The organism is Pyrolobus fumarii 1A (assembly GCF_000223395.1).
Classification (GTDB): Archaea; Thermoproteota; Thermoprotei_A; order Sulfolobales; family Pyrodictiaceae; genus Pyrolobus; species Pyrolobus fumarii.
Map to the genome: position 1 here is coordinate 141,627 of NC_015931.1, position 21,147 is coordinate 162,773.

Annotated in this window: 29 protein-coding genes and 1 tRNA gene; 28 read left to right on the top strand and 2 right to left on the bottom strand. The window is 49.0% G+C overall.

Translation table 11 applies throughout. From position 1 onward, the window contains the following. Positions 1 to 1,362 carry a TiaS agmantine-binding domain-containing protein gene (locus PYRFU_RS00850; RefSeq protein WP_014025708.1) on the top strand — a complete coding sequence of 454 codons (1,362 nt, stop codon included), beginning with the start codon at positions 1 to 3 and terminating at the stop codon, positions 1,360 to 1,362. An 8-nt stretch (positions 1,363 to 1,370) separates the two neighbouring features. On the opposite strand, the gene PYRFU_RS00855 is transcribed toward PYRFU_RS00850, so the two are convergent. Next, entirely contained in the window at positions 1,371 to 1,967 is a 597-nt protein-coding gene (locus tag PYRFU_RS00855) for a CBS domain-containing protein (protein ID WP_014025709.1), read from the bottom strand. A gap of 384 nt (positions 1,968 to 2,351) precedes the next feature. Between PYRFU_RS00855 and PYRFU_RS00860 the strand changes: the two genes are divergently transcribed. Then, positions 2,352 to 2,429, top strand: a tRNA-Asp gene (locus PYRFU_RS00860). A 143-nt stretch (positions 2,430 to 2,572) separates the two neighbouring features. Here PYRFU_RS00860 and PYRFU_RS00865 read toward each other — a convergent pair. Next, entirely contained in the window at positions 2,573 to 3,700 is a 1,128-nt protein-coding gene (locus PYRFU_RS00865) for a hypothetical protein (RefSeq protein WP_014025710.1), read from the bottom strand. Between the two features lie 291 nt (positions 3,701 to 3,991). Here PYRFU_RS00865 and PYRFU_RS00870 point away from each other — a divergent pair, with 291 nt between their 5' ends. The 26 genes from PYRFU_RS00870 (at position 3,992) to PYRFU_RS00995 (ending at position 21,140) form a co-directional block, all read left to right on the top strand. Beyond that, positions 3,992 to 4,612, top strand: a complete 621-nt coding sequence (locus tag PYRFU_RS00870; RefSeq protein WP_048191272.1) for a TTX_0299 family putative ATP pyrophosphatase — start codon at positions 3,992 to 3,994, stop codon at positions 4,610 to 4,612. A gap of 248 nt (positions 4,613 to 4,860) precedes the next feature. Further along, positions 4,861 to 5,268 (top strand): translation initiation factor IF-5A, encoded by a 408-nt coding sequence (locus PYRFU_RS00875; protein ID WP_014025712.1) that lies wholly within the window; start codon positions 4,861 to 4,863, stop codon positions 5,266 to 5,268. A gap of 50 nt (positions 5,269 to 5,318) precedes the next feature. Next, entirely contained in the window at positions 5,319 to 6,656 is a 1,338-nt protein-coding gene (locus PYRFU_RS00880) for a signal recognition particle protein Srp54 (protein ID WP_014025713.1), read from the top strand. Between the two features lie 17 nt (positions 6,657 to 6,673). Then, positions 6,674 to 7,201, top strand: a complete 528-nt coding sequence (locus PYRFU_RS00885) for an RNA methyltransferase (protein ID WP_014025714.1) — start codon at positions 6,674 to 6,676, stop codon at positions 7,199 to 7,201. Further along, complete coding sequence (locus PYRFU_RS00890; protein ID WP_014025715.1) at positions 7,164 to 8,600, top strand: tRNA pseudouridine(54/55) synthase Pus10; 1,437 nt, start codon at positions 7,164 to 7,166, stop codon at positions 8,598 to 8,600. Before PYRFU_RS00885 ends, PYRFU_RS00890 begins: the two co-directional genes overlap by 38 nt. After that, positions 8,536 to 8,877 carry a 50S ribosomal protein L21e gene (locus PYRFU_RS00895; RefSeq protein ID WP_014025716.1) on the top strand — a complete coding sequence of 114 codons (342 nt, stop codon included), beginning with the start codon at positions 8,536 to 8,538 and terminating at the stop codon, positions 8,875 to 8,877. The genes PYRFU_RS00890 and PYRFU_RS00895 overlap by 65 nt, the downstream gene beginning before the upstream one ends. Further along, complete coding sequence (locus tag PYRFU_RS00900; RefSeq protein ID WP_014025717.1) at positions 8,874 to 9,227, top strand: RNA polymerase Rpb4; 354 nt, start codon at positions 8,874 to 8,876, stop codon at positions 9,225 to 9,227. The genes PYRFU_RS00895 and PYRFU_RS00900 overlap by 4 nt, the downstream gene beginning before the upstream one ends. Positions 9,228 to 9,321: 94 nt before the next feature. Next, positions 9,322 to 10,065, top strand: a complete 744-nt coding sequence (locus PYRFU_RS00905; RefSeq protein ID WP_014025718.1) for a DUF655 domain-containing protein — start codon at positions 9,322 to 9,324, stop codon at positions 10,063 to 10,065. Beyond that, positions 9,998 to 10,813, top strand: a complete 816-nt coding sequence (gene rsmA / locus PYRFU_RS00910; RefSeq protein ID WP_052296901.1) for a 16S rRNA (adenine(1518)-N(6)/adenine(1519)-N(6))-dimethyltransferase RsmA — start codon at positions 9,998 to 10,000, stop codon at positions 10,811 to 10,813. Before PYRFU_RS00905 ends, rsmA begins: the two co-directional genes overlap by 68 nt. Positions 10,814 to 10,820: 7 nt before the next feature. Further along, a complete protein-coding gene (locus PYRFU_RS00915; RefSeq protein WP_014025720.1) occupies positions 10,821 to 11,534 on the top strand; it encodes an RNA methyltransferase in 714 nt (237 codons plus the stop codon). After that, positions 11,522 to 12,559, top strand: coding sequence for a THUMP domain-containing protein (locus PYRFU_RS00920; protein WP_014025721.1), 1,038 nt, complete (start codon positions 11,522 to 11,524; stop codon positions 12,557 to 12,559). Before PYRFU_RS00915 ends, PYRFU_RS00920 begins: the two co-directional genes overlap by 13 nt. 42 nt (positions 12,560 to 12,601) lie before the next feature. After that, positions 12,602 to 13,141, top strand: coding sequence for a 50S ribosomal protein L16 (locus PYRFU_RS00925; RefSeq protein ID WP_048191280.1), 540 nt, complete (start codon positions 12,602 to 12,604; stop codon positions 13,139 to 13,141). Next, positions 13,138 to 14,145, top strand: a complete 1,008-nt coding sequence (locus PYRFU_RS00930) for a 2-(3-amino-3-carboxypropyl)histidine synthase subunit 1/2 (protein WP_014025723.1) — start codon at positions 13,138 to 13,140, stop codon at positions 14,143 to 14,145. The genes PYRFU_RS00925 and PYRFU_RS00930 overlap by 4 nt, the downstream gene beginning before the upstream one ends. Continuing rightward, on the top strand, positions 14,139 to 14,807 hold the full coding sequence (locus PYRFU_RS00935) for an METTL5 family protein (RefSeq protein ID WP_014025724.1): 669 nt from the start codon (positions 14,139 to 14,141) through the stop codon (positions 14,805 to 14,807). The genes PYRFU_RS00930 and PYRFU_RS00935 overlap by 7 nt, the downstream gene beginning before the upstream one ends. After that, on the top strand, positions 14,776 to 15,081 hold the full coding sequence (locus tag PYRFU_RS00940; protein ID WP_014025725.1) for a hypothetical protein: 306 nt from the start codon (positions 14,776 to 14,778) through the stop codon (positions 15,079 to 15,081). Before PYRFU_RS00935 ends, PYRFU_RS00940 begins: the two co-directional genes overlap by 32 nt. Before the next feature lie 37 nt (positions 15,082 to 15,118). Continuing rightward, the gene (locus PYRFU_RS00945) at positions 15,119 to 15,721 is read left to right on the top strand and encodes an exosome complex RNA-binding protein Csl4 (protein ID WP_014025726.1); all 603 of its coding nucleotides are present in this window, start codon (positions 15,119 to 15,121) and stop codon (positions 15,719 to 15,721) included. A 2-nt stretch (positions 15,722 to 15,723) separates the two neighbouring features. Then, a complete protein-coding gene (locus PYRFU_RS00950) occupies positions 15,724 to 16,380 on the top strand; it encodes a DUF2067 family protein (RefSeq protein WP_014025727.1) in 657 nt (218 codons plus the stop codon). Then, a complete protein-coding gene (locus tag PYRFU_RS00955) occupies positions 16,340 to 16,636 on the top strand; it encodes an RpoL/Rpb11 RNA polymerase subunit family protein (protein ID WP_425277005.1) in 297 nt (98 codons plus the stop codon). The genes PYRFU_RS00950 and PYRFU_RS00955 overlap by 41 nt, the downstream gene beginning before the upstream one ends. 72 nt (positions 16,637 to 16,708) lie before the next feature. Then, positions 16,709 to 17,053, top strand: a complete 345-nt coding sequence (locus PYRFU_RS00960) for a transcription factor S (protein WP_014025729.1) — start codon at positions 16,709 to 16,711, stop codon at positions 17,051 to 17,053. After that, entirely contained in the window at positions 17,031 to 17,285 is a 255-nt protein-coding gene (locus PYRFU_RS00965) for a hypothetical protein (RefSeq protein ID WP_167827768.1), read from the top strand. Before PYRFU_RS00960 ends, PYRFU_RS00965 begins: the two co-directional genes overlap by 23 nt. Before the next feature lie 51 nt (positions 17,286 to 17,336). Next, a complete protein-coding gene (gene pcn, locus PYRFU_RS00970; protein ID WP_014025731.1) occupies positions 17,337 to 18,086 on the top strand; it encodes a proliferating cell nuclear antigen (pcna) in 750 nt (249 codons plus the stop codon). Continuing rightward, complete coding sequence (locus PYRFU_RS00975) at positions 18,087 to 19,256, top strand: DNA primase small subunit domain-containing protein (RefSeq protein ID WP_014025732.1); 1,170 nt, start codon at positions 18,087 to 18,089, stop codon at positions 19,254 to 19,256. Further along, on the top strand, positions 19,253 to 19,738 hold the full coding sequence (locus tag PYRFU_RS00980) for a hypothetical protein (protein WP_014025733.1): 486 nt from the start codon (positions 19,253 to 19,255) through the stop codon (positions 19,736 to 19,738). The genes PYRFU_RS00975 and PYRFU_RS00980 overlap by 4 nt, the downstream gene beginning before the upstream one ends. Before the next feature lie 28 nt (positions 19,739 to 19,766). Beyond that, a complete protein-coding gene (locus PYRFU_RS00985) occupies positions 19,767 to 20,051 on the top strand; it encodes a 50S ribosomal protein L44e (protein ID WP_014025734.1) in 285 nt (94 codons plus the stop codon). Positions 20,052 to 20,063: 12 nt separating this feature from the next. Next, a complete protein-coding gene (locus tag PYRFU_RS00990) occupies positions 20,064 to 20,264 on the top strand; it encodes a 30S ribosomal protein S27e (protein WP_014025735.1) in 201 nt (66 codons plus the stop codon). 69 nt (positions 20,265 to 20,333) lie between these two features. Next, positions 20,334 to 21,140 (top strand): translation initiation factor IF-2 subunit alpha, encoded by an 807-nt coding sequence (locus tag PYRFU_RS00995; RefSeq protein ID WP_014025736.1) that lies wholly within the window; start codon positions 20,334 to 20,336, stop codon positions 21,138 to 21,140. The last annotated feature ends 7 nt before the right edge of the window (positions 21,141 to 21,147 follow it).

Consider the following 21,147-nt stretch of genomic DNA (forward strand, 5'->3'; position numbering starts at 1 on the left):
ATGCTGCTAGCCATAGCTCTTGATGGTGCAGATTCGCCTTCCGGCGGTTGTACTACACACCTCGCCTCCCTCATCTTTCTTCGTCTAGCTCTACGCGAGAACCTCACGCCAGCTGACTATCCTTGGCTTGTACGCCTCAATCCGTCTATACCTATGAAGACTCGTGGCAACGGCTCCGTAACCCTGTGGTTTAGCACTGATAGTGTCGAGCGAGCAAGACGTGCAGCAATGATAGCAAGAGACATGCTTGTCGAATATGCAGAGTCTACTGGTTCTAAGACTAAAGCAAGCATAGTTGCTATATTGTTTAGCGATGAGGCACTGCCACGCCGTGAGCACACCCTTACAAGACTATACTATGATGCGCTCACGCGCCTAGTACCAATCAAACATGCATGGGAAGCACTTAACAAGTTGAAACTAGATGGTGCAGAGGTGCTCGTTGCAGAGGGGAATAGTATAGTGGGGGCCCTAGCTGGTGTCGGCGCTCGCCTTGATTTTGATCACACATTCGAACTCCTAGTCTACATGCCTCCTCGATTATGGGGTACTCGGCCACAGCTAGAACAAGATGCTGTTAGGAAACTGGACCACGTCCTCGGCTTCTACGGCATTGCGAGTATAGACTATGCGACAGGCCGTGCCTTGATCCAGCCACATGGCCCCGATCCCGTATTGGCTGGCGTTAGGAGCGATACGCCAGAGGCTCTAGCTAATTCGCTTCAATTTGTACCGCGTGAGTTTTACACGCACGCCATTATCTATAGGAGTAATCAGCACACAGGTGTACACATTAGAGACGATTTAGTTGAGCATATCAAGCCCTATGACTGTATTCGCTTGCATGGTGTACTCGGCAACACTAGAATTATCGGAGGCGGTCATGTCATAGCGCAATTCTGCGACGATAGTGGCTGCATAGATGCTGCATTCTATCGTGAGACCGGAGAGTTACGCCATATAGCTTCTAGACTGTTATGGGCTCGTGTAACTCTGGAGGGCTGCGTGCGTGTACACCGTGGACGCCTAACTGTGAACGTTGAACGCCTTGTTATACTGGATGGTGTCGTAAGATACGAGCACTTGGCACCACCATGCCCAAAATGCAACGCTAGAACAACTAGAGTGCGAGACAGCGTGTACAAGTGTAGCGAGTGCGGAACGATAGTCTATGGCGTAAAAGGTGTAGAAGTAATAGAGCGTTTGCCTAGGATGATTGTTGAACCTCCTCCTTCGGCATGGCACCACCTATACATGCCATTGGCGCGTATCACACGCATTGCAAGACCGCGAGGCTTGAAACCGACACCATCATCAGCTAGCGACATACTACTTGTACCAGGTACGAATGTCATGTTTTAACCACCTGGTTAACCACCCCTCTGGTTCCACTGGAGCCCACCGATAGGCGACCTGGAAAGACCACGAATCAGGTCAATCTTTGTGACAATACCAATGGGCCTATTTTCGTCATCAACTACAAGCACCGCCGGATACCTCTCTAGCAAAGGCAGCACACGCATCACGGGTTCGTCCGGCTTTACCGTAGGCAGAGGTTCAACCATTACACGCTCGATGGGTTCATCAAGAACTTGTGATCCTCTCTCAATAATAGCGCGTAACACACTAGATTCAATCACTGTGCCAACAACACGCCCTTTTTCATCTACCACGGGAACTTGCGAGAACCCGTACCTATCCATAACCACAACTGCCTTCCTAACAGGCTCGTCCACTCTAACCGTTATGACAGGTTTTGACGCATATGCCTCCACACGATCAAGCCGGCGAAGCACAGCCTCGAGAGCATCAAGTATCTTTTTAAGTGTCTCAACACGCGGGTTGACTTTCCCGGCCTCTATCTTAGCGATCAGTGATTGGCTGACACCAGCCAATCTTGCAAGCTCACGCTGTGAGAGACCTGCAGCGAGGCGAAGCCGTCGTATCTCCTCGCCGATCTTGTTCACACAGGCACCCCCCGTCTTCCACTGGAGAAGACAATTGCCCACGCCTTGTTACCTAATTCTATCCTTGCTTGACTGTTGAGTCAAAAAGAATGTATTGTTATACAAAACGAGTTTTGTATAAAGTGGGTAAGAGAATCTTGCAAGGTTTGATGTCAACTTGCTACTTGGTTTAGGTTGGGAGGTAGCGTGTCTCCAGTGGAACCCGAGGGGTGAGGATCCCATCCTGTGCGTCTGGCGTTGATACTCGACAGCTGTGCACCCCAAGTGCAATGTTATCGAATGCGGTGGGCTCCAGTGGAACCAGAGGGGTAGTTAACCAACTAGTCAAAACAGCAGGGTACGAAAAGTATAATTATCCCCCGGGTGAGGCGGGAGGTACATGGTGCCGCGGTAGTATAGCCCGGACCAGTATGCGGGCCTGTCAAGCCCGTGACCCGGGTTCAAATCCCGGCCGCGGCGCCACTCTTCTCCCCTCCCGTCTGTTACAACATGATACTCTAGCTTATCGTTCTGAGGATGGCATTGGGAAACTAGAAGCGTATAGCGCATGGAGCCCGTTTACGTTGGGTTAAAGAGGTCTTAGTGTTAGCTGTGCTCATACAAGTCTAAGGTGGGTGTTTCCCGCTCATTGATTGTCTAGTGGGACTTTTGAGTATAGTTGGCAATGGTCTTGTGGGCTTTACTATGAGTAGTGTAGATACAAGTGCCACTAGGAATAGAACGAGTGAGATATCGCGGTTTAGGATCCATGTTACTGCGGAGGCTAATAGTGATGCGAATGGTGCTTGGTTATAGCGTCTTGCTGTTCTCGTCCCTAGTATGACGGGTAGCATCAGGGGTGCGTGTATGACTATGAACGTTGATACAACGCCTATGAGTAGGAAGTGTATAAGATATAGTTGTGGCGCAATGCCTATTCCATAGCTAATCAGCAGTATTGTGGCTAGCACTATCGATGTTAAAGCGTAGAGGTGGCCAATGAGGAAGTATCTGTGTGCTCTTCCAGCGGCTCTGTTTGCAGGGAGCTTCCTGAGTATTGATGGTATACGCGTGAAGCCTGATGAAAAAGTGAATATGAGAAGGCTTGCGCTTGCGGCTAGTGCACCGTAGAGTGGTAGCAGTGGTAGGAGTAGTGAAGATAGGGAAGCGAGGGGGAAGGCAGCATAGATTATTCTCGATGGTCTGATATTGTATGTTGATGGTAGTGCATGTAATGTTACTGCATAGATGACTTGCATCGGAAATGCCATGATATAACCTAGGAGCGTGGGATGGAGACTCAGTTGTAATGATGTTGTTGCTATCATAAGATATGCTGACGTGAATAGGAATGTGTAGCCTAAGGCTAACAGCGATGCTCGTACCGTAGTGCCACTCTTTGCCATCATGCTAGTGCCAAGTGTACCAAGGCCTAGGGCGGCAAACCCCACTGCGAGAGTGGCAAGACCATAGACGGGACTATGTAACCATATCAATGCTGCTACATAGAGTAGTGTTGCTCCAAAAACTAGGAGAACAGGGTATAGAGGTTTACGTGGTCTTATCGAGATAATGTAGGCTATAGCTACGCCGGACACAAAGACAGTCATTGCACCAAAGCTAGTCAAAACTGGGTGTAGTAGGGCGGTATAGCCACTCATTGCGAGCACGATGCCAATAGAAAGATACACTATAGACAAGTAGATTCCAATCTTTGACATCATCCTTGCCGTGCTCAACGAAGCGGCGAGCAAGGGTAAGTTACCCACCTGTTCGAGAACACGTAAAGACAGAGAGTCAATAACACCTCTACGAACTCTACCGGAAGAGTAGCAGGTAATCAAACAGGTATGATAATTAATGATGTGAACAAGTGTTAGTAGATTATTGATGAGTTCTATGGATGTCTAATACTAGAATAGGCTCTTTTGACGATGCTTTGCTGCTAGTTCCGAGTTAATACACTCAACTTAGTGTTTGCTTCATAACGTGGCGTGCATCTTTATTCACTGGGCGTATCTTGTTATACCTGTCTGGGTTCCTTGGTGCGCGTGGCTCTTCTCTCGGGTGGCAAGGATTCCTTGTTTGCCGCGTTGAAAGCATGGCCTATTGACTATGGTATTGTGCTGCTCTATGAGTTTCCTCGTCCTAATCCCCACCTCTTTAACCTTGGAAAGACATTAGAGACACTCGCCCTCGTGGGCGTACCTATCATTGTAGCCCGGTTGCACAGAGGGCGTGAGCAAGAGGAAACTGTAAAACTACTTCAACATCTTGGTGTTGATGAGATTGTAGCTGGCGATGTTTATATAGAAGATCACCTTCGTTACATGGAGTCTGTTGCTAGGGAAGCTGGTGCTAGTCTCCGTGAACCCCTATGGGGCATGGACCCAGTGGAGGTGCTATACAAGGAGGCCGAGGCTGGTATAGAGGCGGTCTTTATAGGCGCTAACGAGAGAATGCGAAAATGGCTTGGTAGGGTATTTTCACGTGAGACTGTTGAGGAACTTGCAGACTATACCAGGAAGGTTGGTGTCGACCCACTAGGTGAACATGGAGAGTATCATACCCTAGTGATTAACAGTCCGGTGCACGAAGCTAGGCTCGCCTACAATATAGGCGAAACACGTGTCTCACAAGGCTACTACATCCTGAGAATTGTGTAGCTCGTGGCTCAAATGTTTTCTCAATAATCGTTGGGATGGTGATAAAGTAAGGGTGGCATGGTTGTGCGGATAGGTGGTGCCATTATAGTGTTGTAGAGTGCAAACGTGTTATGGCAAGATGTGTTGTGTGCAAGCGCTTCAATCTTCAGTGTATCTCACGGGTGATGGAAGCGATAATAATTTGCACGTAGAGGCTCTATTTACGTTTTTAAGGGGTTAACCCGTGGTGATGGTGTTGGGGTGCGAGCATGAGCTACACGTATGCGACTGTTGGCGACCTAAAGGTAGGCAGCTACGTTATTATTGATGGTGAGCCGTGCAGGATAGTCGAGATTAGCAAGGCGAAGACTGGTAAGCACGGCAGTGCTAAGGCGCACATAGTTGCTATTGGGTTGTTCACGGGTAGCAAGAAGACCCTGATAGCTCCTGTTGACCAGCGTGTAGAGGTGCCGATTATCGAAAAGAGGGTTGGCCAGGTGCTCGCGGTAACTGGGGACACAGTCCAGATTATGGATCTAGAGACGTTTGACACGTTTGAGGCAGAGAAGCCTAAGGATCCAAAGCTAGCGGAGCAGCTCCAGCCCGGCGCGGAGATCGAGTACTGGAATGTCATGGGTAAGAGACTAATCGTGCGTGTACGTCCGCCACGCGGCTAAGGCCCATTTTTACACCAGAGGAGTATCTCAAGTATTACAGGGGGCAGGTTTTGCCGGGACTTGATGCTATCCGTGACGCCGTTAGGAAGTTTCTAAGACTTAGTGGTCCCTACGAGCGTGCTGTTGAAGAGTTTATACGTGATCTACAGCGTGCCCTCCTATCAGCTGATGTTAACGTTAGGCTCGTGTTCGACCTCACTCGGCGTATACGTGAGCGGGCATTAAAGGAGAAACCGCCGCCTGGAGCAAGTCGCCGCGACTGGTTCCTCAAGATAGTGTATGAGGAGCTTGTAAAACTGTTCGGTGGCGACCGGGAACCCGAGGTTAAACCACCTTATACACCCTATGTCATCATGCTTGTTGGTGTACAGGGTAGCGGTAAGACAACTACGGCTGCAAAGCTAGCTCTGTTCTACAAGAGAATGGGGTATAAAGTTGGCCTCGTGGCAGCTGATGTGTATAGGCCTGGTGCTTATGATCAGTTAAGACAGCTTGCTGAACGTATTGGTGTCATGTTCTATGGTGAACCTGGTTCGCGTGACGCAGTTGGTATTGCAACTCGCGGTGTCAAAGAGTTGAAAGAACGCGGTGCAAACATAGTGATAGTCGATACTGCAGGTCGTCACGGCTATGGTAGCGAGGTTGCTCTTCTCGAGGAGATGAAGAGGATGTCCGAGGCGATAAAACCTGACGAGGTTATGCTTGTAATAGATGCGGCTATGGGACAAAAGAGCTTCGATCTAGCGAAGAGGTTCCATGAGGCTACGCCAATCGGTAGTATAATCGTTACAAAGATGGATGGTACAGCCAAGGGCGGCGGAGCACTATCTGCCGTTGCTGCCACGGGTGCCATAATAAAGTTCATAGGTACTGGTGAGGATGTAGAGGAGTTCGAGGTATTCAATCCTAGAAGGTTTGTGTCGCGACTCCTTGGAATGGGTGATATTGAGGGTATACTGGAGAGGATTAAGCGGCTAGAAGCTGCTGAGGAGTTCGAGAAGACTGTTGAAGAGATGCTTGAGGGGAAGTTGAACTTCCGAATACTCTATAGACAGTTGCGTCAACTTACCCGCATGGGCCCCCTGAGAAAAGTGTTACAGATGCTACCTGGTGTTGGCCTAGCAGTTACTGATGAGATTGCAAAGCTTGGTGAAGAGAAAATACGAAAGTGGCTTGCAATAATGGATTCAATGACTTACGAGGAGCTAGACCATCCAGAGATTATCGACAAGAGTAGGATGAGACGGATAGCTCGTGGTGCTGGCGTGGAGCTAGATGATGTTAAGGAGCTTGTGAACTATTATCGTAATCTTCAGCGTATGCTACGCAGACTTAAGAAGCAGAAGGGTGCCCTCGAAAGGCTACTCAGGAACATTGGTGGAGTGTAGGCTGGGGAGCGTGTTGTATGCGTATAGTATATGCGTCTTTTCGTGAAGAACCTCCTCTGATTGATGTTGGCCTCGTCATAGGATATTCACTTCTAACTTCCTATGGTATACGTCGAGATACGCGAGTTATAACTGATCTAGTGTATCGTGGAGTTAGTGTTAGGCTTGTTGTCGATGGCAGAAGGGTGCGTCATCTTCGTATGGATGCTGATAGTTTGTCAGGATTCGTGCGGAGAGCGTTGCAAGGCAAGTTGCGTGGCGTCACCGTCACCAGGCCTTCAATTGTTAATGCTGATGTGTGCCTATACCTAGAGGATGGGCAACTACACATACAAGACGCGGATGTGATATTGCCGCCAGCTCTACGCGATGCGAATATAGTGATTTTTCCGGGGATCGATGACTCGTCACTCTCCTGCAGACACATTGTGAATGTAGAACTGGTAGGCAACATTGTGATATGGTTGCGTGCTGGTATAGTCCAGACGATGATGGATAGGTGGTTGTATGGAAGGGATGGAGGAGCGCGTGGCACACGTAGCTAGCGATATCATAGTGAAGAGTCTGCAGGTACTCCTAGAGTACCCGCTTTGCGACCGTTGTCTTGGTAGGATGTTCGCATTGCTAGGTAAGGGATGGAGCAACAAGCAGCGAGGAGAGGCAATCAAGATGATAATAATCATGGTGTTACATCGTCTTGCAAGGGAGGGTGATGAGGAAGCATCTAAGCTCCTAGAGAGGCTTTCAGCATCGCTATACAACACTGCTCCAAGGCTTTACGAGGAGCTTGGCGTGGAGCGCACCGAGATTGTATGCCCTCTGTGTGGTGGAGTGTTTGACAAGGTGGTTAACGAGGTTGTTGAGCGTGCAGCAAGGCTCCTGCGTGAAGTTGAGGCAGAGTCGTTTGTCGTCGGTGCTAGGCTTGCAGAAGAGGTAAGGGGTGTCGAAGATAGCATAGTTGCTAACTACGGGCTTGTGCATGCAGAGTCTATCGCTGCTGAATTAAAACGCGAGGTTGGTAAGAGGCTACGCGACCTAGGATTTAGCGTGGATTTCTCGAATCCGGATGTGACTCTACTCGTCGAATATCCCAGCGGCCGCATAGAAGCAACCATAAACCCTATACTGATCCTAGGCTTCTACAAGAAGACTGCAAGGAGAGTGTCACAATCCTCTTGGATAACGTCGTTCGGTGTGAAGAGGTATCCATTTTCGGTGCAAGATGCGTACACACCTCTCCTAGAGCTCTATAAGGGTTCCGAGATAGTGATACACGCTGCTGGACGCGAAGATGTTGATGTCAGAATGTTGGGCTCTGGTAGGCCCATAGTTGTTGAGGTTAAGGAGCCTAGAAGGCGGAGAGTGAAAATTGAGGACGCGGAGAGAAGTGTTAACGATGAGTGGGTTGGACTCTTCAAGACCGTGCTTATTGAGCGTGTGACTAGATCGTTTATGAGAAGTGTAGTCAAAGGTGTTGAAGGCGAGGAGAGACACGCTAAGATATATCGCGCTCTAGTTTATGTTCCAGATGGCGTGTCGCACGAGGATATTGAGAAGCTTGTCGAGTTCTTCAAGGGAAGGCTTGTAAGGCAACGTACACCTCGAAGAGTTAGACACCGTAGAGCTGACATTATACGCGAGCGTAAAGTTTACGAGGTAAGTGCTTACAAGATCTCCGACAATCTGTTCATAGCCTTTATCAGAGCTGAAGGAGGCCTGTACATTAAGGAGCTTGTGAGCGGCGAGGATACTTGGCCCGGCTTTCCCGATGCACTGGGTAAGCAAGCCCATTGTGTAGAGCTTGATGTGGTTAAGGTCGAGACGAAACTAAGGGTTAAAGAAGGCCTTGTTTCGGGTGCGGCTCGGGGAGGTGTGAGTAATGGTAAAGCCACCCAAGGGCTTTCGCCATCGCACAAGGAAGCTTCTACGCAAACACATCCGTGAGAAGGGTGCAGTACCCCCACTAAGCCTCTTAATGCATGAGTACAAGCCTGGCGATAAAGTCTACATAATAATCAACCCGTCGGTAATGAAGGGTATGCCTCACCGCCGCTATCACGGTAAAACAGGCACTGTTGTCGGGAAGCGCGGTAAGTGCTATATCGTAGAAGTACGTGTTGGTGGTAAGGTAAAACAGTTGATAGTGAGACCGGAGCATCTACGTCCCGTCCCGTCAGAGGCTCTCTCTGGGGGCAAGAAGAGTGAGGGCGAGAAAGCTTGAAGATTAAGGATATCCGTTATGTGCCGATACCATATGCCTACAAGCTGTTAGCTGAGGCGTTACCGCGTGGAGAGGAGCAACCATACAGCGAAATAGTATATCGAACCCTGAACTATCTACGTATGTTCTCTAAGTGTACGTCGGATAATGCTGTGAAGGCTGTTGAGAGGCTAAAGACTGAATTCGGGTTGAACGAGTATACATGTGTGCTGATAGTCAACATAAGGCCGCGCACAGTATACGAGTTAAAGGCTATACTTGCGGCTGCAAAGACTGGTTTGACGCTCACCGACGAGGATCTAAAGAAGATAATTGAGGTACTAGACGAGGTTTGTGGGCAGCAACAATAAGGAATATGTGGTTTTATCCGTGGTCGGTGATTCTGCGAAAGACTTAGTGTTTTAACTTCCTTAAAGATTGTATTGTATCACGAGGTAAATAGACATGGAGACTAGGCGTGAATGGCGTCCTCGCGGTAGAAGGCCGCACCGGCATAGATGTAGAAAGCCGCCGGAGCGGACAGCCTATGTGTTGGACTTTAGGCCGCCTAACCCCGAAGACAGGCACCGCGAGCATAGAGAGCAGGACTATCTGCAGCTTGTGGGTGACGAGTACTTTACTCTCATGGAGGCATTGCCTCGTGAGGATGTAGAGATAGCTGTTGGTTCTAGGATCTGGCTTGAGGGCGAGAATAGTAGTGTGAAGGAGTGTAGCACTGTTCTGATAGACTATGAGGAGTTATCACCTTATGCGAGGACGAAGCTAGAGGAGATAGTACCCGAGATAATAAAGAGGAAAGAGCGTGTCTTTGTAGAGTTCTTCAACGTTGCCCAGCCTATTAACATACGTTTCCACACACTCGAGCTGCTCCCAGGTATAGGGAAAAAGACTATGATGAAAATCCTTGACGAGCGTGAACGCGAGCCATTCAAGTCCTTCGAGGATATCAAGAGACGTGTACACATAGACCCTGTCAAGGTGATAACTGAGCGTATTATCCGCGAGTTACAGGGCGAGGAGAGATACTATCTATTTGTAAATCCGCCGCCTAAGGCGAGAAAGCGGCGTGACATAGTGGTGCTTAACGTGCTGAAAGTGTTGTATTCTAGGGTGGGAAGTGGTGAGACCTCCGCTAGCGAGCAAGAGAGCTCTGTTAGAGTGGACGAGGCGAGTACTCAGAGCTCATGAGATTAGGCCGCGACGAAGCTTAGGCCAGAACTTTGTGGTCGACCCAAGACTTGTGCTTGAAATTGCGCGTAACATGCGTGGATGTAACTACGTTGTTGAACCAGGGGCTGGTCTTGGAGTGGTAACTTCCAGGCTTAGTGATAATGCAGGATACGTTCTTGGAGTCGAGGTTGATGCGCGTTTTATACCGTTGCTCGGGGAAGTAGCACGCGAGCATAAGAATATAGACGTTGTGTATGGCGATATACTGGAATTGTTCTTTGAACGTGTGGAGTGTATGGCAGGGAATCTACCCTACTCGATAACAGGTCCTTTCTTCTCAAGGCTAGTTAAGGTATTCAGGCCTAAGAGTGCTATCTTCACTGTGCAGCGCGAGGTTGCCTCGAGGCTTGCAGCCAAGCCTGGAACGTCGAGTTACGGGAGATTGACAGTGTTAGTTCAACTGGTGTACGAGGTTAAGCTAGGAAATGTATATCCACCCTCATCCTTCTACCCGCCTCCCGAGGTGTACTCCCAGACGGTAAATCTACGATTACGCGAGGATGCTGTCTCACCTAGCGAGATAGAGATAGTAGAAGAGTTCACACGTTGTCTCTTTTCACAGCGTAACAAGCGTGTTGCAAAGGTACTAAGGTCGTGTTGTGAAAACGGTGATTTTGTTAACGATGTTGGCGAGCGCAGGGTCTACGAGCTTTCACCATCCGAGGTATATTCATTGGCGCTGAAGTGTTTCGGCAGCAGCAGGTGATGTAGTATTGAAGATCCGTGTTGTTGTAGTTGGTATTGAGGGACCGATTAACCTTGGTTTCATAGCAAGACTCGTGAAGAACTTTGAGGCTGATGAGCTATTCCTGGTTAAACCTGTGGCGCAGGTCGATGAGACTGCGTTACGCTTTGCTGCCCATGCGCGTGATGTGCTTGAACGTGTTGTTATAGTTGAAAGTCTTGATGATGCTTTGAAGGATGTAGCTGTTTCAGCGTGCACCTCTGCCCGTGTGGGACAGAAGAGTGATGTTCTCAGACATGCTGTGACGCCCTGGGAGCTTGTCGAGATGGTTGAAGGATATAGTAGTGTTGCTCTTGTTTTTGGCCGCGAGAGTACCGGTCTTACACGAGAAGAGATAGCCAAATGTGATCTCTTAGTCTCCATTCCCGCCAGCCGTGAGTACCCCGTGCTCAATCTCTCGCATGCTGTCGGTATACTGCTCTACGAGATGTTCAAGAAGTTTAGATTGAAGAAGTCACAGTTTAGGATAGAGCCTGCGCGTGAAGAGAACATACGCGTCGTCATAAAAAGATTGGAGTGTATAGCTGAGCGTGTTGTAAAAGATGAGAGGTTGGCGCAGGTATTGCCCGCTATTAGACATATGGTTGTTAAGGCTGGTTTGACTGCCGGCGAAGCGAGTAGCCTATCGTATTTCCTAAAGAAGCTCGCTTTAGAGTTGGGGGCGGAAGAATGTATACGCTGATTTTCACAACAAACCCTGGTATCGAGGATATAGCGGCTGAGGAAATAGCAGCTAAGTTGAACGCGAGTATAGTATCGGCAGATAAATTACGAGGACGTGTTATAGCTAAAGTGGCTGAGGATAAGCTCTATCGTGTTGATCTGTTACGGTCTATTCACCGTGCAAGAATCTTGCTTGGCGAGACCAGCGTGTGTAGAGAACGAGCATGTCTCGAGCATATACGAGAATTTATAGAGACGTTGCCACTGAGCGAGTATATCACTCCGCGTGTGAGCTTTGCTGTAAGAGCAGAGAGAGTAGGGGAGCACGAATACACATCGCTTGATATAGCCCGTGTAGCTGGTGATGCTGTTATAAATCTTGTTAGAAGTGTGTATGGTGAACGTCCCCCAGTAGACTTGGATCATCCCCACGTGATTATAGCCGTCGATGTTATGTTTGACAAGCTCTATGTCTCTATCGAGCTTGGTGGTGACCTTTCATGGCATCGTAGAGGTTACAGGGTGTACGAGCATCCAGCCTCGTTGAAGCCGACGTTAGCTTATGCGATGTTGATCATAAGTGGTGTGCGTGATAGCGAAGTTGTTATGGACCCCATGTGCGGTGGGGGTACCATACCCATAGAGGCTTTGTTATTCCTTGAGGATGCCAGGGCAATCTGCTCAGATTTCAATCCGTTGCATATCAGGGGTGCTAAGATGAATGCAATGGCGGCTAGAGTCTACAAGCGTATGAAATTCTATGTCCATGATGCTAGGCGTATTAGCGAGGTTGTCAAGAGCGTTGATAGAATAGTTCTCAATCCACCATATGGCATTAGGCTTGGTAATCCGCGTGACATACGAGCATTGTATACGGACTTTCTACGCGAAATAAGCAGGTTAGACTTCAGGCGGCTTGTCATGATAACCACTGAGCATGTACACGTGAAGAACGTGGCTGAACGTATAGGTCTTAAGATCGTGCACGAGAGAGTAGTTGCCCACGGTAATCTCTGGCCAAAGATACTGGCTCTAGAGCATTAAGCTAAAAACGGGTGTTTAACTGAAGGGCTATGGGTACACGTCATGCCGTTGAAGCCCGCCAGATGCTACACTAAGCGGCGTAGTAAGAACCTCTCTGGACCGCCATACACGCGCAAAGAGTACATACACGGTGTGCCGCCGCCCAAGATCTCCAAGTTCGTAATGGGTAACCCGCATGGTGACTACGACTATGCTGTCGAGGTATACGTGCTAGAGCGTGGACAGATAAGGCACAATGCGCTCGAGGCAGCCCGTGTAATGGTACACAAGTATCTATCGACGACTATAGGTGAGCAGAACTATCTCTTCAGAGTGCGTGTATACCCGCATCACGTGCTAAGGGAGCACAAGATGATGGCATTTGCTGGTGCAGACCGTCTACAGGAGGGTATGAGATTAGCCTTCGGTAAACCTGTTGGTACGGCGGCTAGAGTAGAGCCTGGACAAGCGGTGCTAGAGGTTCGCGTCAGAAAGGAGCACCTAGATGCTGCAAAAGAGGCGCTACGTGTAGGCGCATCGAAGCTACCTCTGCCAACAAGAATCCGCGTTATCCCGTTGAAGGAGGGACTGTCAGCACAGTGAAGAAGCTCGACTGGGCAGCCATCATAGAACGTGAAATTTTAAACATATGCGAGTCTGTCAAAGGCAAAAAAGTGTTTGTCGAGTTACCCGAGGGCTTCAAAATCTATACGAGCCTTATCAGGAAACTGTTGTTGTCTTGTGGTGCGCGTCAGGTAGCTTTTCGCCTAGAACCTACATACGGCTCCTGTGAGTCGATGACGTGCGAGTTACACCATGCAATTTTTGATGTTGTTCTGCACGTGGGGCACGATGCGTATCCTTATGAACCGTTAAAAGAATGTAATGGTGTCGAGATAATTTACGTGCCTGTGAAGCTCAATGTAGAAGATGTTGACACTAAGAAATTAGTGCGTCTCATTATCGATACCCTGTCGGAGGACGGCGTAGACACTATTGCTATCGGGTATAACACTCAGTATGAGAAGATAGCGCTTCACGTGGTTAATGAGGTAAATATGCATGGCTTCAAAGTGTTGAGGACAAGTCCTATACTCGGGTGTTTCTTCGGAGGACTTGATAAGCTAGAGAATGTAGATGCTTACTTGGTATTCGGGAGTAGATTCCACGCACTAGGGCTTGGACTAGCAACTCATGCGTCAAGCAGGATATACGTCGTTGATGTAGACAAATACTCTGTGAATGATTATACTAGCGATGCAGAGCGTGTTCTGCGTGTACGCTACGGAAAAGCCATGGAGGCTCGAAATGCTCGCAAATGGGGAATCATTGTTGGTGCACGCAAAGGTCAATGTAGATTGTGGCTTGTAGAGAGGCTCGCATCGCTATTCACTAGCAGAGGACTGGAGTACACACTACTCTATAGCTCAAGAACCCTTAGACAAGATCTTGATGCTATTCCCGTCGATGTTGCTGAAGCCTTTGTCGTAACTTCGTGTCCTAGGCTAGCTATCGAAGACCTAAGCGATTATTGGCGTCCCGTGTTGACACCAGGAGAAGCACTCTATGCTCTAGGGGTGTATGACAGGGTGAAATTCCCATGGTGAATAGCGTGGAGCGTGTAAGCAGGAAACATCTTGCAATCATACTTTCGCGTGTCCCTAGCTTTGAGAGAGCCAAGGTTGAGCTTGAGCAGTACCGTACAGACCCGGAAGTTGCAGCTACACTAGTATACAGTGTTCTGGCGAGGGAGGGGAGTGTAGATAGTATAGCTGATTTTGGATGTGGTACTGGTATGCTCACGTATGGGATGCTAATATCGGGTGCAGCGGCTTATGCGGTATGTATTGATATAGACTATGACGCGATAAGAGTGGCACACGAATTTGTCCGCAATGAAATGTTTGGACATGCGGTTGACCTTGTAGTGGCAGATGCAAGGTGTCCACCACTCCGCGAAAAGAGCATTGAGGTTGTAGTCATGAATCCTCCGTTCGGGATTCGTTCCAGGCGTGGTATTGATCTAGAGTTTCTTCGCGCGGCTATTGCAGTATCAAATAAGGTGTATAGCATACATGCTTGGAGCGATGGATTATTACGGGCTATACGTGCAAAGCTAGGATGCAAAGCTGGTGTTATCGACGTGTTAAATCATGCTATACCAGCGTTTCTACTTGAGCATCGAAGGCGTGTTCATCGAGTTAAAGTTGCACTAGTAGTAGTGAGAGGTGAAGATTGTGAAACGCGAAGCGCGGATACTTGTAGTTAATACCGTGGACGACATGTACTGTGTTGCCGTAGTGCGTGGATTCAAGCTCATCGATTGGATTGAGTGTGGGGCGTTGGGCCATGTTATGGAGGCCTTCCGCGAATCCAGTGTAAAGTACGAGACGCGATTATTCGTGTTGTGTACCAGATATAGTGCCGTACAAAGACTACTCGAAAAGATTGGCCTATCCTATGTTGAGGTTAATGGTGACGAGCTTGGGCTTGTTTGCAGGTTCCTCGGCGAGCTTGCTGGCCTGCTTAGGGCTATTCGTTGATTAAGAGGTTTTGAGCAGATGCGGCTAGGGGGTAGTATTGAGCGAAAGGAGGCAAGAGCTAGAGAAGCTACATCGTAGTCTTGTTGTACCTGGCGAGGAGATATGTGTGATCGAGGAGTTCGTGCCTGGCGAGGGCGCTTATGTGCTTAATGGCGTTGTTCGCTCAGGTGTAGTGGGTAGGGTGTTCTTGGATTGGATTCAGCGTCGTGTTTCCGTCATAAACCCGGTTGGGAAGCCGCGTATTCCACGTAGAGGTTCTACAGTATATGGAGTTGTAACCGCATTGTTACGCGAGGATCTTGTGCTAGTCAAGGTATTTGCTGATGAGCGTTTACGTCGCTATAATGGTATGTATACTGGTTTCTTGCACGTTTCTCAAGCTAGCGACAAGCCTGCTAGGAGTATATTGGAGGTTGTGAAGCCTGGAGATGTTATCCGAGCGAGAATAGTCAATGCTAAGCATCCATTCCAGCTCAACATAAAGCTCGGCAATAGTGGTGTTGTAGCTGCACTCTGCTCTAAGTGTGGTGCGCCCCTCTACCGAGTGCCAGGTCAGCAGCCTCTCGTGTGTCTGCGATGCGGGAGTAAAGAGAATAGGAAGATAGCAACGGGTTACATCTACGTAAAGAAGGGTAGGTAGGCGTGCCGCTAGTCAAGAGACTCTACACAATCAGAGTCCCACCGGGCATAGATCTCGACAAGTTGAATGAGAGGTTACGGGAAGCTATCCGTGTACCGTATGCCGAGATAGAAGTGGAGAAAGATGGTAGACTCCGTATTATGCTCGTTGGTGTAGAGGCAGACGTGAAAGACAGTTGGTATCGTATTAAGAACGTTGTTGCTGAGTTATGGGATCTCTACAATCTGTCTAAGAAAGGCGAGGTTAGCGTTGATGCCATTGTGAAAGAGATTAGGCGTACATTCCCACCACAAGCGCTTGTAGAAGCTCTTAGCCTTCGTGGCTATAGGGCGGAACTGCTCGAGGGTAATGTGATAAGGACCAATGCGCCACTAGATGTTGTGCTTAGCTTAGCCTCACGTATAGCTGAGGTCCTCGAGGAGATAAAGTTCGATGTTAGGGGTACTGCGGCTAAACGTGTAGTGGCGGCTGTAGCAGCGGCGTTTGATGTAGTGCCCCAGGAGGTAATAGAAGTGGGGCTTAAAGCTGATGTATTTGAGCATGATGAGGAAGGAAAGATAGTGTTAAAGAGGGAATGGAGGCAAGCGATTAGGAGACTTGGTGTCGTTTTCAGGGCGGGTGGTCTGGTTGGCGAGACTGGAACTAGTGAAGGCGAGTGAAAAGAGGGTTGAGGTTCGCCTGAGGGGCGAGGACCATACAATGGCTAATTTGATAGTTAAGTTAGCGATACGTAAGCCTCATGTGACATACGCTGCATATAGGATTGACCATCCGCTGGTAGACGACCCTGTCGTGGTTATAGCGACTGACGGTACAGTGTCGCCTATAGATGTATTGGAGAACGTGCTTAACGAGATAGTAAAGTTGTGTGATGAGTTCAAAGAGAAGTTTGAGAAGACTGCATCCAAGGGCTAGAGCCTAGCTACTAGATAACAGCAGGTTTATCCGCTGGCTGTAAACCTGGCCCCTCGATTAGGGTGGACAACGTTGAAGTTCTGTCCGCGTTGTGGCACTCTAATGGCGCCTCGGCGTGAAAATGAGCAAGTGGTTTACGTGTGTCCCAAGTGTGGACATCGTGAAGGAGCTGCGGGTGCAGGTGATGTTGCTAGCAGGGTACTAGTTACAACAATTAAGCACAGTGAGAAAGAAAAGCTTGTAGTCATAGAGTCCAACATGGAAGAGAAGCTCCTGCCAAAGACGCGTATACAGTGCCCGCGCTGCAGCCACGATGAGGCCTACTATTGGGTTGTGCAGACGAGGCGTGCAGACGAGCCACCAACAAGATTCTATAAGTGTACAAAGTGCGGCCATGTCTGGAGAGAGTATGACTAACGTGAATGGCGTAGAGGACATTGTTAAAAGTCTACCAGATGAAAGGGATGTGCTACGATTCTATGAGAATTTGTTTAGGAAGCTTGTCGAGGACCTCATAGAGGCTTATCATCGTACACCTTTACACATTTCCTCACACCCCTATATAGAAAGGGCTTTGAACCTGGCGCTAGCAGGGCTCGATGCAACTCGTGTATTTAGGCGTTTCTTCCGTTGCAGTCTCCAGTCCTAAACCCCTTATCGTGCTAGTGTCGCAAGTAGTTTAGGGGAGGAGGACGATAGTATGACCACTAAAGCGCGGCTAGTCTTCTTTGATGCACGTGTCTGGCGTTATGTGATATCAGCTATATCGAAGGTCATAGAGGAGGGTGTTTTCGTCATAGATAATGATGGTTTCCGCTTCCGTGCTATGGACCCTAGCAGGGTATTGATGGTGGATTTGCGCTTCCCGCCAGAGTCATTCGAGGAATTCGAGGCCAATGAGCGAGTCGAGATAGGCGTGAACCTGGAGGACGTTGCGAAAGTATTGCGTAGGGCTGTTAAGGATGACAAGTTTGTACTTGAGGCTGAGGAATCAAAGTTCTCGATAATCTTCCTCGGGAGAAGTACGCGAAAGTTTGTCATGCCTATGCTTGATGTGAGTGCCGAGGATATACCTGAACCAACACTGGAATTCAAGGCTACAGCTAGGCTGATGAGCGACGTATATCGCGACATGATAAAAGATCTTGAGCTCATAGGTGAAAACATCAAGTTCTATACTGATGGGCAAAAGTTTGTAGCATCATCTAGCAGCGAGTTAGGCGAGGTTGAAGTCGAGTTTAGCATTGAGAGTGGTAGCCTACTAGAGCTAGAGGCTGAGGGCGAACAATCAGCAATGTATGGCCTAGAGTACTTCAGCGACCTGGCATCAGCTGCTAGAGTGGCAGATGCTATAGTGATAAAATTCTCGAGTGACATGCCAGCTGAAATTACACACGAGCTGCCGCAGGGCGCAAAGTTCTCATTCATAATAGCGCCGAGGGTCGAGTAAATGGCTGTTAAGACCATAAACTACCTAAGGAAGTTATTCCGCGACTATTATGCACGCAGTGCGCGTAAACTAGTGTTGCCAGAGGACTTCTATGCGCGTGAGTTCGCAGCGCAACTATGGGGTATGAAGAGCTACGTGAGGCACTTGTCATTCTCGTCTCGTGGTACGTTCGAGCAATGGGTAGTCGATAAGGCGCCGAGGCATCTCTACTACTCGTCGGCAGTATACAAGCATCCTGCAGCCCAGAATATGGATGAGAAGGGGTGGGTCGGCGCGGACTTAATATTTGACATTGATGCTGATCATCTGCCTAAGTGTCAAAGTAGCATAGTCGAGGTTGTCGACGAAAAGGTTGGTGTGAAGGCTAGTTTCGCGCCTGCTGAGTGTGTACGGGAAGCTGCATGGGAGGCTGTAAAGCTATTCGATGTGCTGGTCTATGAGCTAGGTTTTGACAAATCTCGTGTGTATATCGAGTTTTCCGGGCATAGGGGATTTCACGTTACCGTTAGATGTAAGGAGATTGTTGAGTGTTTTGAGGCGGATTCACAAGTTCGTAAAGAGATACTCGATTATGTACGTGCAGAAAGTTTTGATGAGCAGCGTGTGATGCAACATGTGGATAGTGAAGTTGGGCGGGGCAGGAAGCGTGTGAAACTATTCGAGTTGCCACCTAGTATCCGTGATGCTGGAGTACGTGGTCGCATAGCGAGAATTATACGGAGGATGGCCCTTAGGCGCGGCGATAGTGTAGTGGTTCGTATAGTTTCTTCTGAGCCTCTTGAAGCAGCAGCATTATATCGTAGAAATCGTGAGTTATTCGAGGAGTATCTATCTATAGCGTTTAGCGAGATACGTGTAGAGGTGGACCCGCAGGTAACCGTTGATACAAAGAGACTCATACGTATCCCATACTCGCTTCACGGTAAGACAGGTCTCCCGGTCATACCTTTGGATGTTAACCGTGTAGATAAATTCGAGCTAAGCGATGATCTATCGCCATTTAAACGGTTGGGAGATGTGCGTGTTCGAGCATTAGTGTCGACGCCTACTATAGAGGTTTTATCACAACGTTTGAAGCTTGAAGCTGGCGAGGAGTATAAGCTGCCTGCTCCGGTTGCGGTATACCTGCTGTGCAAGGAAGTTGCAGTCCTTGCTGGTGAGACAGGATGAGCGAGGAGGCTAGACCCGTATCGGAAGAGCTACTTGAGATGCTAGAGGATCCTTCTCGTGAAATACGTAGTGATATTGTTGTGCGTGTAGTGCGTGGTTTAACTAGTACTGCGTTGCCAGAGGGCCTCGAAGAACTAGCGCGTGAAATGTTTCAACTATGGGAGAGGATAGTTGAGCTATTCGTTGTTGAGCGCTTGACTCTCTTTGTTCGTGGCGAACGAGGTGTTTGCTCACGCGTTGGTATGGATTCGGAAGTGTGTACATTCGTCAAGCGTCTTGTGGAGGGTTTGAGAGCTCTACTCTTAGGGCTTGTTATTGTCGATGATGCTGGCAGAGTGTATGTTCGCTTGAGAATATCGCGTGAGATAAATGGTAGAGTGTTGCCTCGGGGTGCCATCATAAGCCTCGACCCTGGTGTCGCGTTGCTACTATACGCCATGGGGGAGTGTGAACTCGCAACGATTAAGCCTTTAAAAGGGTAGTTTCTTTGCTTCGCGGGGAGGAGTTGGAATGGCGAGGTACCCGAAGGTAATAGTGACGTTCTGCCCACGGTGTAGAACGCACACCCCCCACTCTGTGGCGATATACAAGCATGGTCGCCGTCGTGCACTGGCTCAGGGTGAGCGCAGGTATCGTGCAAAGAACAAGGGTTATGGTAGCAAGCGTAAGCCGGAGCAAAAGAGATTTGCAAAGACGACCAAGAAAGTTGTACTGAAGTTGAAGTGTCAGAAGTGCGGGTACACTCTACACCGTGAGGGTATTAGGCTGAAGAAGGCTGAGCTTGTGGAGAAGTGAGGGGTGGGAACCGTGGTCAAGAAGCTCAAGATAGCTATTCCGGAGCCAAGGAGCCGCTTCTTGCTGGTTCGTTGCCCAAACTGTGGCCATGAGCAAGTAGTGTTTAGCCACGCGACATTCCCAGCTAGGTGTCTTGTCTGTGGTACGGTGCTAGTGCAGCCTACCGGCGGCAAGGCTAAGATACTAGGTCAAGTGCTGAGAGTCCTAGGTTGACGTTCTCGCGAGGCACTCTTTTTAGACATAAGGGTTTGACGTTAACATCATCCTGGGGTGCGTATACATATGGTGCGTAAGCGCAAAGAACTCCCAGAAGTAGGCGAGCTTGTAGTCGGCACGGTGAAGAAGATATACGATTACGGTGCCTACCTCAATCTTGATGAATATGGTGGTATTGAAGCGTATCTGCCTTGGAGCGAAGTAGCATCAAGATGGGTTAGGAGGATTGACGAGGTTATCAAGGAAGGGCAAAAAGTGGTTGTCAAAGTCATACGTGTGCACAAGCAAAGGAAGACTGTCGACGTTTCCCTGAAGAGGGTAACCGAGGGTGAAAAGCGGCGTAAAATGCTTGAGTGGAAGCGTGCACAAAAGGCCGAGAAGATACTAGAGATAGCTGCTCAGAGACTTGGTAAGACTCTAGACGAGGCGTACGAGGAAGCTGGCTGGAAGATAGAAGAGTACTATGGCGAGCTAATGGCTGGTCTTGAGCAAGCGGCGATGCGCGGTCCTCAGGCACTGATTGAGGCAGGTGTTCCAGAGGAGTGGGCCAAGGTGCTCGCTGAGGAGGCGGCGCGTCACATAGAGATACGTAAGGTGCGTGTGGCAGGGCTCTTCACGCTTCGCAGCCTGGCTCCGGATGGCGTTGAAAGGATAAAGCAAGTTCTCCTTAAGGCGAAGGAGGCTGCCCTCAACACCGAAAAAGATGTTGAGGCTCGCGTCTACACCGTCGGGGCACCTCGATACCGCATAGAAATCATAGCGGTCGACTATAAGAAGGCGGAGAAGGCGCTCGCAGCCGCTCTTGAAACGGCAGAGTCTGTTGCCCGCGAGCTAGGAGTAGAGTATAGTTTCACCAGAGAGAAGAGTAAGTGAGGGGCCA

What these genes read in the sequence shown, in the direction of transcription:
- PYRFU_RS00980 (WP_014025733.1), top strand. Translation starts at nt 19,253, where the DNA reads ATGAGCGAGGAGGCTAGACCCGTATCGGAAGAGCTACTTGAGATGCTA.
- pcn (WP_014025731.1), top strand. Translation starts at nt 17,337, where the DNA reads ATGACCACTAAAGCGCGGCTAGTCTTCTTTGATGCACGTGTCTGGCGT.
- PYRFU_RS00850 (WP_014025708.1), top strand. Translation starts at nt 1, where the DNA reads ATGCTGCTAGCCATAGCTCTTGATGGTGCAGATTCGCCTTCCGGCGGT.
- PYRFU_RS00975 (WP_014025732.1), top strand. Translation starts at nt 18,087, where the DNA reads ATGGCTGTTAAGACCATAAACTACCTAAGGAAGTTATTCCGCGACTAT.
- PYRFU_RS00890 (WP_014025715.1), top strand. Translation starts at nt 7,164, where the DNA reads ATGGAAGGGATGGAGGAGCGCGTGGCACACGTAGCTAGCGATATCATA.
- PYRFU_RS00985 (WP_014025734.1), top strand. Translation starts at nt 19,767, where the DNA reads ATGGCGAGGTACCCGAAGGTAATAGTGACGTTCTGCCCACGGTGTAGA.
- PYRFU_RS00995 (WP_014025736.1), top strand. Translation starts at nt 20,334, where the DNA reads ATGGTGCGTAAGCGCAAAGAACTCCCAGAAGTAGGCGAGCTTGTAGTC.
- PYRFU_RS00935 (WP_014025724.1), top strand. Translation starts at nt 14,139, where the DNA reads ATGGTGAATAGCGTGGAGCGTGTAAGCAGGAAACATCTTGCAATCATA.
- PYRFU_RS00895 (WP_014025716.1), top strand. Translation starts at nt 8,536, where the DNA reads ATGGTAAAGCCACCCAAGGGCTTTCGCCATCGCACAAGGAAGCTTCTA.
- PYRFU_RS00920 (WP_014025721.1), top strand. Translation starts at nt 11,522, where the DNA reads ATGTATACGCTGATTTTCACAACAAACCCTGGTATCGAGGATATAGCG.
- PYRFU_RS00885 (WP_014025714.1), top strand. Translation starts at nt 6,674, where the DNA reads ATGCGTATAGTATATGCGTCTTTTCGTGAAGAACCTCCTCTGATTGAT.
- PYRFU_RS00925 (WP_048191280.1), top strand. Translation starts at nt 12,602, where the DNA reads ATGCCGTTGAAGCCCGCCAGATGCTACACTAAGCGGCGTAGTAAGAAC.
- PYRFU_RS00965 (WP_167827768.1), top strand. Translation starts at nt 17,031, where the DNA reads ATGTCTGGAGAGAGTATGACTAACGTGAATGGCGTAGAGGACATTGTT.
- PYRFU_RS00905 (WP_014025718.1), top strand. Translation starts at nt 9,322, where the DNA reads ATGGAGACTAGGCGTGAATGGCGTCCTCGCGGTAGAAGGCCGCACCGG.
- PYRFU_RS00875 (WP_014025712.1), top strand. Translation starts at nt 4,861, where the DNA reads ATGAGCTACACGTATGCGACTGTTGGCGACCTAAAGGTAGGCAGCTAC.